This is a genomic window from Vibrio vulnificus NBRC 15645 = ATCC 27562 (assembly GCF_002224265.1).
Taxonomy (GTDB): Bacteria; Pseudomonadota; Gammaproteobacteria; order Enterobacterales; family Vibrionaceae; genus Vibrio; species Vibrio vulnificus.
In genome coordinates this window covers 280909-294086 of record NZ_CP012882.1, presented here as the reverse complement: position 1 = coordinate 294086, position 13178 = coordinate 280909, and the positions used below count along the sequence as shown (strand labels likewise).

At 51.1% G+C, this 13178-nt stretch carries 9 protein-coding genes; all 9 read right to left on the bottom strand.

All coding sequences use genetic code 11. The annotated features are described in order from the left end of the window. Positions 1-123: 123 nt before the first annotated feature. The 9 genes from AOT11_RS17045 to mglB all read right to left on the bottom strand — a co-directional run bounded on the left by AOT11_RS17045 (position 124) and on the right by mglB (position 12990). On the bottom strand, positions 124-1821 hold the full coding sequence (locus AOT11_RS17045) for an RluA family pseudouridine synthase (protein ID WP_017421788.1): 1698 nt from the start codon (positions 1819-1821) through the stop codon (positions 124-126). A gap of 86 nt (positions 1822-1907) precedes the next feature. Then, positions 1908-2876, bottom strand: a complete 969-nt coding sequence (locus tag AOT11_RS17040) for a GGDEF domain-containing protein (protein ID WP_017421789.1) — start codon at positions 2874-2876, stop codon at positions 1908-1910. Between the two features lie 131 nt (positions 2877-3007). Continuing rightward, positions 3008-6109 carry an efflux RND transporter permease subunit gene (locus AOT11_RS17035; RefSeq protein WP_017421790.1) on the bottom strand — a complete coding sequence of 1034 codons (3102 nt, stop codon included), beginning with the start codon at positions 6107-6109 and terminating at the stop codon, positions 3008-3010. Beyond that, positions 6106-7428 carry an efflux RND transporter periplasmic adaptor subunit gene (locus AOT11_RS17030; protein WP_017421791.1) on the bottom strand — a complete coding sequence of 441 codons (1323 nt, stop codon included), beginning with the start codon at positions 7426-7428 and terminating at the stop codon, positions 6106-6108. The genes AOT11_RS17035 and AOT11_RS17030 overlap by 4 nt, the downstream gene beginning before the upstream one ends. Next, positions 7415-8071 carry a TetR/AcrR family transcriptional regulator gene (locus tag AOT11_RS17025; RefSeq protein ID WP_017421792.1) on the bottom strand — a complete coding sequence of 219 codons (657 nt, stop codon included), beginning with the start codon at positions 8069-8071 and terminating at the stop codon, positions 7415-7417. The genes AOT11_RS17030 and AOT11_RS17025 overlap by 14 nt, the downstream gene beginning before the upstream one ends. 123 nt (positions 8072-8194) lie before the next feature. Beyond that, complete coding sequence (locus AOT11_RS17020) at positions 8195-9202, bottom strand: substrate-binding domain-containing protein (protein ID WP_017421793.1); 1008 nt, start codon at positions 9200-9202, stop codon at positions 8195-8197. 181 nt (positions 9203-9383) lie between these two features. Further along, positions 9384-10391 carry a galactose/methyl galactoside ABC transporter permease MglC gene (mglC, locus tag AOT11_RS17015; protein ID WP_011082207.1) on the bottom strand — a complete coding sequence of 336 codons (1008 nt, stop codon included), beginning with the start codon at positions 10389-10391 and terminating at the stop codon, positions 9384-9386. 10 nt (positions 10392-10401) lie between these two features. Further along, positions 10402-11910 carry a galactose/methyl galactoside ABC transporter ATP-binding protein MglA gene (gene mglA, locus AOT11_RS17010; RefSeq protein WP_017421794.1) on the bottom strand — a complete coding sequence of 503 codons (1509 nt, stop codon included), beginning with the start codon at positions 11908-11910 and terminating at the stop codon, positions 10402-10404. Positions 11911-12015: 105 nt separating this feature from the next. Next, on the bottom strand, positions 12016-12990 hold the full coding sequence (mglB, locus tag AOT11_RS17005; RefSeq protein ID WP_011082209.1) for a galactose/glucose ABC transporter substrate-binding protein MglB: 975 nt from the start codon (positions 12988-12990) through the stop codon (positions 12016-12018). Positions 12991-13178: the final 188 nt, after the last annotated feature.

Below are 13178 nucleotides of genomic sequence, written 5' to 3'. Positions count from 1 at the left end.
TTAGCGATATATCGCTCTATTTACTCTGTGGCCAGTGGCACGGTAAATAGAGCGAAAATGTTGATTCGAGATTGGTTCGGTGGGGAGCTTGTGCGGCCAGCGCCACACGCTGGAAGGCACGAACTAGAATTCGGCATCCACTTGAAAATGCATGCGCTCTTTGCTGTAAGGGTGGTCAAGTTCAAGCGACTCGGCGTGCAAGTGCAGTCGGTTGGCTTTCTCACCATACAACCCATCGCCGACCATCGGCATGTTCAAACCAAGGTGATGGGCACAATGAACACGAAGTTGGTGAGTGCGCCCCGTTCTTGGGTAGAGGTAAAGCTTGCTGCGGCCATCGCGGATCTCAATCAACTGCCAATCGGTATGCGCGGGTTTACCGTGTTCAAAACAGACCAACTGACGCGGCCTGTCGTCTGGGTCGCCTCGCATCGGCAGGGTGATTTCCCCTTGGCTTTGCGACACCTCACCTTCCAGCATCGCCACATAACGCTTTTGCACGCCACGAGAAATAAATTGCTTTTGCAGGCTCTTGTTGGCGCGGCGGGTGAGGGCAAACACTAACAGTCCCGATGTCGCCATGTCTAAGCGGTGAATCACAAACGGCCCTTCCACGTCAGGGAATAGCGCTTGCAAACGGGTATAAGCGGAATCGGTAATGGTTTTGCCCGGCACCGATAACAACCCTGAGGGTTTGTTGACGACGACCATCGCCTCATCTTGATAGACGATTTCCAGCTCTTTGTCTTCTGCCCAGTTTTCTTCCAGCGGGTTCGGGTCCATGTTCAGCCCTTGCAGCATATGGCCCAAAATGGGGTGGCATTTGCTGTGGCATGATGGGTAAAACTTTTTGTGTTGGCGCACTTCTGATTTCGGTGACACGCCCCACCAAAATTCCGCCATTGCCAGTGGCTTCAAGCCGTGGGTAAAAGCGTATTGCAGCAGTTTTGGCGCGGCACATTCGCCAGAGCCGGCTGGTGGCACGGGGCTGGTGGTGGGGGCGAAAATCGCGTTGAGATCGCTCTGCTCCCCGCGCACATTGAGGAAGCGATACTGAGCAAACAATTTGTGTTGCAAGGCGTTCGATAAGGTTTTGCGCTGCTCTTTGAGCGTGTCGAGTTGAGTGAGCAGCACTTGCAAACGCGCCTCTTCACTAGCGAGTTTTTCATCCCACTCCAGTTTGAGGTATTTGAGCACGTTTTTTTCAGCCACGCTTTGTTTGGCGAGATCATCCAACACCGCTTTGAGCGCATCGCCAGTGAGCGTTGCTTCCGCTTGCTCGCGCTGTTGCTTGCGTGCAGCGCGCCCTTCAATCATGGCTTGGCGCTGGGCCTGTTCTTGCGTTTGGTAAGCTTGGCGGTCTGCCTCAATTTGCTGACGCAGTTGTGCCAGCTCTGCGCTTTGCGACAACTGTTTTACCTGATGGTTGATGTCGGTGATTTCCGATAACTCGCGGCGGAAAAAGCTCTCTTCTGCCAGCATGTCAAACACCGGTGGCACAAAGCCGGGCAATAGGTTTTGGTCGGCAATTTTGCCTGAGAATGCGCTCAAAAAACCGATGTCGCCTTGTGCATTTTCAACCAGCAGCACGCCAAACATTTTGCCAATTGCGCTCTCGTCGTCACTCACCACTTCGCCGCTCAACAAGCCAAAGTTGTGTTGCCACTCTTGCTGAGTGAGCAAATGCTGTTGCAACTGCTCTGCTGCCAACACACACAACGGGTGCGGTGTGTAGTAAAACGGGAAGGTAAAGCGCTCGGGCAGGGCGTAGCCGTCGATAGCGGTGGTGAATGAGGTAAAGCAAGGGTCCGGCGTGTGCATGAGGGAGTCCGCGCAAGTCAAAAAATCGAGCGAGGATTGTACCTATTTTGCTTAGGATTTCCATCGCTCGAGGGCGTTGAGTCACATCAACTGCGTGGCGTTTTGTTGCCTTTTTGCTGGTACATGGCTTTATCTGCTTGAGAAAGAAGCTCGTCCAAACTGATATTGGCATCGGGTTCGACGGAAACAATCCCCGCGCAGAAGGACAAATCATAGCCTCGGTTGGCGCTTTGGTTGTAGCGTTGCAAGGCTTCCGTAAAGCGTTGAATGGCGATTTGCGCCACAGAGCGAGACGCGCCAGACATAAACACCACAAACTCATCTCCACCCAGACGGGCAAAGACATCAGACTCGCGGAAGCTTTTTTTCATCGTATCGGCAAACGCTTTGAGTGCAAGATCACCCTCTTGGTGGCCAAATTGGTCGTTGATCGGTTTAAAACCGTTGAGATCCAAATAGGCGATGGAATAGGGATAGCCGCCCACTTCGCAATAGGCCATGCTCTTTTTCGCCAAGGTCATAAACCCACGGCGGTTGGAAATCTGCGTGAGGTCATCAATGGCGGCGCTGTGCGTGGCGGCGAGTTCTCGCTCGGCCATTTTGGCCAGATCGATCAAATCCAAACGCTCGTCTTCGTTAAGTGTGCGCGGTTTGCTGTCGATGATGCACAAGGTACCTAAGCAGGAGCTGTGTTCAAACATCAACGGAACGCCAGCGTAAAAGCGAATGTGTGGCTCACCAGTCACTAATGGGTTGTCGGCAAAGCGCGCATCTTGGCTGGCGTCTTCCACAATCAAGGTGTCAGTGCCGAGAATGGCGTGGCCGCAAAAGGAGATATCGCGTGGCGTTTCACTGGCATTCAGACCAATGCAGGATTTAAACCACTGGCGATCCTCATCCACCAAACTGACCAAGGCTATCGGCACATCAAACAGCCGACGTGCGATGCGAGTGATGCGATCAAAACGTTCTTCCGCGGCGGTGTCTAAAATGTGGAGCGAATGGAGATCCGCGATTCGCTGCGGTTCGTTGTCCGGTTTTTCAGGTGTTTGCATTGAGTCGGCCAGTGAATGAGGATTGCATTAACTATAGTTCAAAGCGCCATATGGGGCTGCCAGCAAGGTCACAAAGCGAGGGAGCGAGGCGCTGGGCCTCGCTCGTTTGCCGATTATTTACTCGTTTTGCTTCATATCTCTTGGTGTTTATGCACCAAACCAAAATCGGCCAAAATGGCGTAAGCGGCTGGGATCATAAACAACACCAACAAAGTCGAAGCAAGGATGCCAAACACAATGGAAATGACCAAAGGTTGGATAACCTGCGCTTGCAAGCTGGTTTCGGTGAGCAGCGGCAACAAACCTGCAGCGGTGGTCATGGAGGTGAGAAACACCGCGCGAAAGCGCTCACGGCTCGCTTTCACTACAGAGTCATGCACGCTGTCGCCTTCATCGACATGATGGCGAATGTATTGCACCAGCAAAATCGAGTCGTTGACCACAATCCCCGCCAGCGAAACAAAGCCCATCATGCTTGGCATGCTCAGCGAATGACCGAGCAGAATGTGCCCCCAAACCACGCCAATAAAGGCAAGAGGAATGGCAAGCATCACCACAAAGGGTTCTAAGTAGCTGCGGAACTGGTAACTCAAAATGGCGAACACCCCAAACAGACCCAGCAAAAAGCCTTTGCCCATTGAAGATCCGGTTTCGGCGGTGTCTTTGGCTTCGCCTTCAAAATCAAAGCGTAAGCCGGGGTATTTTTGCATCAGCTTCGGTGCTTCTTGTTGTTGGAACTGGCGAATGATCGCGGTGGAGTTGGCTTGTGTGTTGTCCACATCGCCAAACACGCTGATGGTTCTTAGCCCGTCGATGCGTTGAATGCGCACGTAGTTACGCTGAAAATCGAGCGTGGCAATGGTGGCGAGCGGGATCTGGCTGCCATCGGCCATCATGATCGGGAAGTTGGCTAACTGCTGCAAATCGCCCGCTTGCACTTTATCCAGCCGCACTTCTATCGAAATATTCTCGACGCCGAGCTGAATTTCATCGGCGGTTTGACCAAAGAAAGCCGCGCGCAACTGGTTGGCGATCAACTGGCCATTGATACCATACACTTCCGCGCCGGGGCGCAGTTTGACCAACACTTCTTCTTTGCCCATGCGCATGTCATCGAGCACCCCATGCACGCCTGCGAACTGGTTGAGGTATTGCTGAATGTCGATAGACGCAGCTTTGAGTGCATCGAGATCGTCGTGTTTGGCACGGATCTCAATTGAGCGCCCACCCGGCCCCATGGTCGGCTGCTTAAACACCAGTGATATCGGGTCGGCCAGTTCACCGACATCGTCACGCCAAGCGGTAATAAACTCGTCAATCACCGTGTTGCGGCTTTCAGCGCCGAGCAGATCCAACCGCACAGTGGCAATGTGCGGGCCCGATTCATTGGCATCGGCATTGGCATTAAATTGGCTGGTGATATGACGCACCAAAGGCGTACCATTTTCTTTTTCTTCACTCCACTGGCGATCCAGCCTTTGCGCAGAGGCGACGATTTTATCCACCACGGCTTCGGTTTGTGCCAAAGAGGCTCCCGGCGGCAAAATGATGCGCGCCTCGGCGATATCGCCATCAAGCTCGGGGAAGGGTTGAAACTTCAATAGCCCGCCCGCCAAGGTCGCGGCAGAAATCAGCAGCAACGCTAATACGCCACCCATAAAGGCGTAGCGAAATTCCACCACTTTTTCTACCGCATTGACCAAGGTGGTGTTGCGAAAGTGCTCAAAGTGTTCAAGTAAGGTTTGTTTGAACTTGAGGTCCGGTCTTTCCTGTTTTTGTTTGTGTAGGGAATGCGCCAAATGGTTGGGCAAAATGAGGAAGGCTTCCACCAAGCTTAAGGTGAGCACCAAAATCAGCACTTGTGGCACCGCTTTGAGCACTGCCCCCATTTCGCCTTGCAAAAACAGCAAACTACCAAAGATACACACGGTGGTGAGGAAGGAAGAAATCACCCCCGGCAGGACTTTGTTGACCCCTTTGATCACCGCATCGTCGATCTTCTCTCCGCGATCAAGGTGCGCCGCAATCGACTCGGCGATCACGATGGCATCGTCCATCATGATGCCGATCGCCATCAATAACCCAACCAACGACATGATGTTGATGGAGAGCCCAAGTTGCGCCATCAAAAATAGCCCGCCAAGAAAAGCCACCGGCAAACCAGCCGCCACCCAAAAGGAATAGCGCAAACTGAAGAACAACCACATGGTGGCAAACACCAGCACAATCCCTTGCCAGCCGTTTCTCACCATCATGGTGAGGCGATCCCACAAGACAGATGAGAGATCGTTGGTCATTTCCAGTTGCACGCCATCAGGGGCGATCGCCTGTTGGTCTGCAACAAACTGGGTAACGCGATCTTTGATGCGCAGGGCGTCATCTTCTTTGTTTTTGCTGATTTTCAGCAGCGCTGAAGGGTGGCCATCAAACAGCACTTTTTGCTCATCGAGCTCGAAGCGGTCGCTAATGGTGGCAATATCGCCCAAGCGGATTAATGAACCATTCGGCCCTGAGCCTACGACTATGGTGCTGAGCTCTTGTGGTGTGACGCGGCGTTCATCAAAGCGGATCAGAAAATGTTTGTCGGGCGTTTCCACATTGCCGCTCGGGAGCTTGACGTTTTGTCGGCCAATTTGTTCGGCAATATCGCCAACGCTTAAACCGAGTTGGCGCATCGCTTGGGTATCGAGTTCGACACGATATTGGTGATCAGAAAAGCCCGCTACGCTCACCAAAGAGACGCCATAATCAAGCTTTAACGTTCGCTTAAGCTGTTCTGCATACGCTTTGAGTTCCGGCCATGTGGTGTCGGCGGTAATTGCCACATCCACCACGGGTTCGTTCCAATCAAGCTCTTGCACCACCGGAGATTCGATCTCTTTAGGGAAATCGTTGATGGCGTTGATTTGCGTTTGCACATCCACCAGCATGCGGCTGATGTCGGCCTTCTCGTTGAGCTTCAGGATTAAGCGCGCCGAGCCTTCAATCGCTTCACATTGGGTTTCGACAATATTGGCAAGGCCATCCACGGCATCTTCCATGCGCACGCAGATGCTCTCTTCCACTTCTTGGGGCGAAGCACCTGGATAGACCACCGCCGCCATAATGTAAGGCGGATCAAACTCGGGAAAGGTTTCCCGTTTGATGGTGGAGAGTGAAGAGATCCCGAGGATCAGCAGCGCTAACATCAACAAGTTGGCCGCCGTCGGGTGTTTGGCGAAAAAACGAATCATGAGCCACTCTCCTCTGGATTCGCCTCACTGGTGGCCTCTTTCAACAACATGCCTTCAATCGCGGGCAATAGGTCGTTGACGATCAGTTTCTGCCCGTGGCTGAGTTCGCCATCGATCACCACTTGGTTATCGCGGCGGAATAAGACGGTGACTGGCACGATGCGCAAGCGGTTTTGCTCATCCATCAGATAGATTTTGCCACCGTGCAGCGCACGCTCAGGGATGACCCAATTGGGGTTGGCTTGGCCTTCAATGTAAGCGCGGACAAACATGCCATTGACCAGCGGCGGTAATGAGGTTGGATTGAGCTCACGGTAGTCTTGTTCTATCTCCAAAATCACCCCAGCAGTGGCTTGGTTGGCATCCACTGTTTCACTCACTCGCGCCACTTTGGCCGGCCAACTGGCGCTTAAATTGCCACTGCTCAGTTCAATGTAAGCTTGAATGAAGGTCATATCCGGTTGTGGAATGCCCGATTCATCGCGTGCGAACTCGCCCAAGCTGGCGGCGAGGGTTTGCATGTCATGAATTGAGAGCTGCGCTTCCACTTCCATCACATCAATACCGTGCGCGGTAACCATGGTTTGCTGTTGGTTAACCACCTGATCTTGCTCGATGTCCACCTGCGCGATACGCAGATCGTATGGCAGGGTGATGATGGTTTTTTCCAGCGCACGCTTGGCTTCATCCACCTTGGCGTTGTTGACCTTGATCAGCGCATCTGCCACGCGCTTTTCATCGGGCATGAGGGCGATTTGGTTTTCAATGTCGAGCACCAGTTTGCGCTGTGAAAGGGTGGTTTGTTCTTGTTGATCGACATCCGATTGCGAGTTCAGCCCTTTTTTACGCAGGTTCTGTTTGCGTTCGAGCTCTTTATTGGCAATCGCGAGGCGGTTGGATTCGATCTTCAAACTGCTTTTGAGGTTTTGTTCTTCTTGATTGAGCTTAGCCAAAGAGGTTTGGGAAGATTTGAGGTCGGCTTGAGCTTGCACCAGTTTGAGTTGGTAATCGAGCGGGTCGATGCGCAAAATCTCTGTGCCGGCTTTGAGTACTTGCCCTTTCTCTAAGCGTGGGTGGCGATAGATCACTTTGCCAGAGACTTCGGCAATCGCCTTCCACTCCACTTTGGGGGCCACTTTGCCAAAACCAATCGCTAAAGGGGCAACGGCTTTGAGTTCCAGCGGCAGCGTTTCCACCAAGCGAGCACGATCATCGGCAGGTTTCACCGGCAGTTCGGGTTTGAGTTTGACCGCCAGTACCAACACCAGCACGCCCACCGCTAATGCGGGGAAAAAGAGCCATTTTTTATTGAGGGTCATGGGCTGCTCCTGAGTCCAAAAATCCGTATTTCATCAGTTGAATATTGTGTTCAAACAAGCGGTTGAGAAAAGCTTCATTCAGTTCGATGCCGTGAATCGACAAGAGCGCTGGTGGTGCCATAAAAGGAAACACCATCAAGCTGATGAAGGTGATGCGCGCTAATTTGGCATCGACGCCTTGGCGCAATATGCCGCCTTCTAACAAGCGATCGAAGATCAACCCTTGCATCGGTTGGGTGATGTCGTTCATCACTTTTTCCATCAATTTGCGTTGGGTATCGGAGGGGGCCATGCGCATCACTTGCGCAATCAAGCGGGGAAACTGAGGCACTTTGACCATTTCTCGGTAATAAGTGCGCATGATATCGAGCAGGTTTTTCTCTGAACTTTCGAGCACCAGTGCTTGCATTTGTTTTTGCATCGGCGCGAGGGTTTCTCGCAGCATGGTCTCGAACAGCCCTTCTTTGCTGCCAAAGTAGTAACGGATCATGGCCACATTCACGCCTGCTTTTTGCGCCACTAAGCGGGTAGAAACGTTGTTGTATTCCATGACGGTGAACAACTCGCGTGCGTGGTGAATCAGCAGTTGTCTCGTGTCGATGTTGTGCGTTGGCCGTCCTCGGCGCGGGTTGAGTTCCGTCATCAGCCGCCCTTCAAAATTAAACGTGTGATTAATTATAGGCGGCTAAATTTGGCGGTGATACGCGAATAATTAATCAATATTTCATCAAGTGATTAATTACACAAAAATAGTGTTGAATGGCGGCTATTTTGCAGGCGCGCCGACAGAGGCTCGGCGGATCAGCATGGGCATAAAGAGTTTGTGCTCTTTGCGATCCGGTACTTCACCATTGGCCAATTGCAGCGACAGTTTTACCGCTTCACTGGCCATCACCTGAATCGGATAGCGAACCGTGGTTAAGCGTGGGTAGATATAGCGTGCTACGTGGCCATCATCAAAGCCGATGAGCGACATCTCTTCAGGAATGCGAATGCCGTTTTCCAGCAGCAATGAAAGGCACCCTGCGGCCATGTAGTCGTTGTATGTTGCCAGCGCAGTGATGGGGAGATTCTTCGCCATGATGCTGATCATCGCTTGCTCACCGCCGGTTTCGTCTGGCTCGCCATATTCAATGTATTCTTCACGGATCGCGATGCCGTTGTCGCGCAAAGCATCTCGATAACCCGCGAGGCGATCTTTGGCGTCGTCGATGTTGTGGCTGGAACAAATGTAGCCAATGTGTTTGTGACCACTGCGAATCAAAAACTCCGTCGCAAGGTAGGATCCGCGATGGTTGTCGAGCGCAATGCAGCGTGATTCGATGCCCTTGACGACCCGATTGATCACCACCATGGCGGGAATTTCATCCGCCAGTGAGACAAGTTCTTGGTCGCTCATGCCTTTGCTGTGCACCACCAAAGATTCACAACGGCTGTTGATCAACAACTCGATGGCGTTGCGCTCTTTGTTGGCGTCGTGATAGCCGCTGCCAATCAACAACTGTTTGCCTTGTTCGCAGGCCACGGTGTCGATGGCTTTGACCATGGTGCCAAAAAAAGGCGCAGAGACGTCATTCACCAAAACGCCAATGGTGTGGGAAGATTTGCTCACCAGTGCGCGCGCGTTGGCGTTGGGACGATACCCCAAAGACTGCATTGCTTCTTTAACCGCGACGATTGCCGCTTCGCTGGTGTGAGGGGCGTTATTGATAACGCGTGAGGCAGTGGCTATGGATACGCCAGCCAGTTTTGCCACGTCTTTGATGGTCGCCATAAGGGATTACTTTTGTTGTTATTGTTCGTTTACGCCGCCATTTAACACCGCCCATGGCGATAACTCAAATGGCAACCGAATAAATGTCGGATAAGCTCAAGTTTCGAGAGGATTTTTCTCCGAACGGTGTTAAAAAAGCCCTGCCGGTAAGGGCAGGGCGGGCGCTAGGCGCAGTTGGGGGTTATTTTTTGTTGGCGTATTTCATCGAATCGAGCGCGACCGCGAAGACGATGATGGAGCCTTTAATAATGTATTGCCAATATGGGCTGACGCCGATGTAGGTCATACCATAGTTGATGACGGTGAAGATCAACACACCCGTGACAACACCAGCAATACTGCCGACACCACCGGCAAATGAAACACCACCGACCACACACGCGGCGATGGCATCAAGCTCGTATAAGAAACCTAAGTTATTGGTGGCACTGCCGATACGGCCAGCTTCCAACATACCGCCAAAGGCGTAAAGCACACCAGAAAGGGCATACACTTTCAACAAGGTCAGTGGCACGTTCACACCAGACACTTTGGCCGCTTCTGGGTTACCACCCACGGCGAAAATGTTTTTGCCAAACACGGTTTTGTTCCACAGCACCCACATAAAGACAATGGCGATGATGGCGTAGAAGGTGATGTAGGAGAAACGGAAACCCCCGAGGTTGATAAAGCCTTGCGTAAAGGTAGTGAAACGCTCATCAAAGCCCGCAATCGGAGAGGCGCCTACCGCATCGTAGTAAAGCGAGTTGATGCCGTAAACGATGATCATAGTGCCTAATGTGGCGATAAAAGGCGTTACTTTCAGGTAAGCAACGATAACGCCGTTGACCAAACCGATGATGGCACCGATCAAGCACACGCAAATGATCACCGCGACGATGGGCACTTCGCCAATGCCTGGGAACACTTTGTTGACGTTATCTATCGACTGCAACAAGGTGGCCGAAATCACCGCCGCCAAACCCACTTGGCGACCGGCGGAAAGGTCGGTGCCTTGGGTGACAATCAGGCCGGCGACACCGAGAGCGATGATGACACGCACGGAAGATTGAGTCAGGATATTACTTAAGTTTCTCAAGCTAAGAAACGATGGCTCTTGAATAACAATAACAGCCAGTAGAATAAGGAGAACCGCGTATATTGCGCTCTCTTTTAAATGCTTTAATGCGAAAGATTTAACAGCGTCCATAATTCATTCCCTAGAGATAGCGAGAAGCCAGTTCTAATATTTCATTCTGTGAAGTTTCTTTGGTATTAACGATGCCCGCTGCGCGGCCATTACTCATGACTAATATTCGGTCTGTAATACCCAGTAATTCCGGCATTTCCGAAGAAATAATAATGATGCCTTTGTTTTTCTTGGCTAATTCGAGAATCAATTGGTAAATCTCAAACTTCGCGCCAACGTCGATCCCGCGTGTCGGTTCATCCAGCATGAGGATTTCCGGTTGCGTGAGCAGCCAGCGGCCAATGATGACTTTCTGCTGATTACCACCCGACAAAGAGCTGATGTGGGTTTGATGAGAGGGAGTTTTCACGCGCATGGAATCAATCACCCACTGCGTGTCACTCTTCATCTTTTTGTCGCTGAGTAGGCCCATTTTGGTTTTGTACTCATCAACGTTGGCCACCAATGCATTGAAGGTGATATCGAGGTTGCCGTAGATGCCGGTGGAGCGACGTTCCTCGGTTACGAGGGCAAAACCGTTGTTGATCGCTTCGTGCGCATCGCGGTTTTTCATCTCACGACCATGCAAGCGAATGTGCCCTTCGCTGCGTTCGCGTACACCGAAAATCGTTTCGACGATGTCGGTTCTGCGTGAACCCACAAGGCCAGCAACGCCTAAGATTTCGCCTGCTTTCAGTTCAAAGGAGACATCTTGAATCGACGGCTGGTTAAGCGCGGTGAGGTTTTCCACTTGCAAAATCACATCTTTCGGTGTGTTGGTTTTTTCAGGGAAACGATGCGTCAACTCGCGGCCAACCATCATGGCGATGATCTGGTCCATATCGAGCCCTTTGAGAGGGCGAGTGTCGACCCATTGTCCATCGCGCAAAATGGTGATTTCATCGCAGATAGCAAAGATTTCTTCCATCTTGTGCGAGATGTACACCACGCCACAGCCTTTCTCTTTGAGCTTGTTGATGATGGTAAACAGGTGGCCGACTTCTTTTTCCGTCAGCGATGAGGTGGGCTCATCCATGATGACGATTTTGGCGTCATAGGAGAACGCTTTGGCGATCTCAACCATCTGCATTTGGGACACGGATAAGGTCGCGACTTTGACTTTAGGATCGATATCGATATCCAGTTCGGCAAAGATTTCTTTGGTATCGCGATACATTTTATCGTGATCAACAAAGAACCCTTTCTTTGGATAACGACCGAGCCAAATATTGTCCATAACGGAGCATTGTTTTACTTGGTTCAATTCTTGGTGAACCATAGAAACACCGGATTCCAATGCTTCTTTTGACGAGGTGAAATTCACTTCCTTGCCGAGAAAGAGAATATTTCCTTCATTCTTCTCGTAAATACCAAATAGACATTTTAATAGTGTTGATTTGCCGGCCCCATTTTCTCCCATTAATGCATGAATAGAATGAGGGCGAACTTTTAAATTAACCTTATCTAATGCCTTTACCCCAGGAAACTCTTTACTTACTCCTGTCATTTCCAACAGGAATTCATGTGTTTGATTTACCATGGTCTCTCTTTATTTCGTCAATGGGCGGACAACAGAAATGTTCTCTAACGACAGTGTGACAATGAAGAAAGCGCATAGGGGGAGCGTGCTCCCCCGGGCACTAAATTAGTTCAAGGTATCTTTATCAACGCCAACATAAGGCACGCGAACAATTTTGTTCACGACTTGCCAGCGAGTGCCTTCTGCAGGCTGTTTGCCATCGGCTAGGTTGCGTGACAGTTCAAAGGTCGCTTTCGCTTGGGATTCGGCATCGTTGAGTACGGTACCGGCCATGTCGCCAGATTTGACCAGCGCTAACGCTTCCGCTAGAGCATCAACACCGTACACAGGCAGTTTCACGCCCGCGCCGCGTAGTGCTTCTACCGCGCCCATCGCCATGCCGTCGTTGTTGGCAATCACCACTTCGATTTTGCTGCCGTTAGGGCCAGAGAGCCAAGCGTCCATTTTGTCTTTCGCCATCGCGGTATCCCACATGCCGGTATCCATGTGCAACTCTTCGGTTTTGATGCCGTTTTCATTGATGGTTTGTACAGAATACGTGGTGCGAGCTTCTGCATCTGGGTGGCCGGGTTCGCCTTTTAGCATCACGTATTGCAATACGCCATCGCCGTTTTTGTCCCATGCTGGGTTGGCTTTCCACGCTTGCGCGATGAGATCACCTTGAATGATGCCCGATTCTTTTGAGTCGGTACCGACGTAGTAAGCTTTGTCGTAGCTCGCTAGCGCTTGTGGGCTGGGTTCTTTGTTGTAGAACACGATAGGCACATCGTCCATTTTCGCTTTTTGGATGATGGTTGGGGCAGCCGCAGGGTCAACCAGGTTAATGGCCAGCGCTTGCACGCCACGAGCCAGCATGACGTCCACTTGGTCGTTTTGCATCGACTGGCTGTTTTGCGAATCGTTCATCAAAATACGAGTGCTTTTGTCTGATGCCGCTTCTTTTTCAATGGCTTGGCGCACAACCGACATGAAGTTGTCGTCGTACTTGTAGATAGTAAATCCAAGGGTGGTATCCGCTAGAGCTTGTGTTCCAAAGCCTACACCAGCAGTGAGCAGAGCAAGTAGAGTAACCTTTCTCATAGAAAAATCCTGATTGTTTGTTATTGGTTTGCTGTAGGGGTAATTCGTAATCTGCAATTAATTTTATAATTGGTGAAAACGTTTACCCTTTGAGTATAGTGACAAACGAATCAATTAATGTGAACTAGATAAAAATTTCACCAGATTTGTAATCGAATGTTAATGTTTGTAGGGGTTTTGTGATTTGA

Bases quoted from the DNA above. Each gene is read 5' to 3' on its own strand.
- AOT11_RS17020 (WP_017421793.1), bottom strand. From the start codon at position 9,202: ATGGCGACCATCAAAGACGTGGCAAAACTGGCTGGCGTATCCATAGCC.
- mglB (WP_011082209.1), bottom strand. From the start codon at position 12,990: ATGAGAAAGGTTACTCTACTTGCTCTGCTCACTGCTGGTGTAGGCTTT.
- mglA (WP_017421794.1), bottom strand. From the start codon at position 11,910: ATGGTAAATCAAACACATGAATTCCTGTTGGAAATGACAGGAGTAAGT.
- mglC (WP_011082207.1), bottom strand. From the start codon at position 10,391: ATGGACGCTGTTAAATCTTTCGCATTAAAGCATTTAAAAGAGAGCGCA.
- AOT11_RS17040 (WP_017421789.1), bottom strand. From the start codon at position 2,876: ATGCAAACACCTGAAAAACCGGACAACGAACCGCAGCGAATCGCGGAT.
- AOT11_RS17030 (WP_017421791.1), bottom strand. From the start codon at position 7,428: ATGACCCTCAATAAAAAATGGCTCTTTTTCCCCGCATTAGCGGTGGGC.
- AOT11_RS17045 (WP_017421788.1), bottom strand. From the start codon at position 1,821: ATGCACACGCCGGACCCTTGCTTTACCTCATTCACCACCGCTATCGAC.
- AOT11_RS17025 (WP_017421792.1), bottom strand. From the start codon at position 8,071: ATGACGGAACTCAACCCGCGCCGAGGACGGCCAACGCACAACATCGAC.
- AOT11_RS17035 (WP_017421790.1), bottom strand. From the start codon at position 6,109: ATGATTCGTTTTTTCGCCAAACACCCGACGGCGGCCAACTTGTTGATG.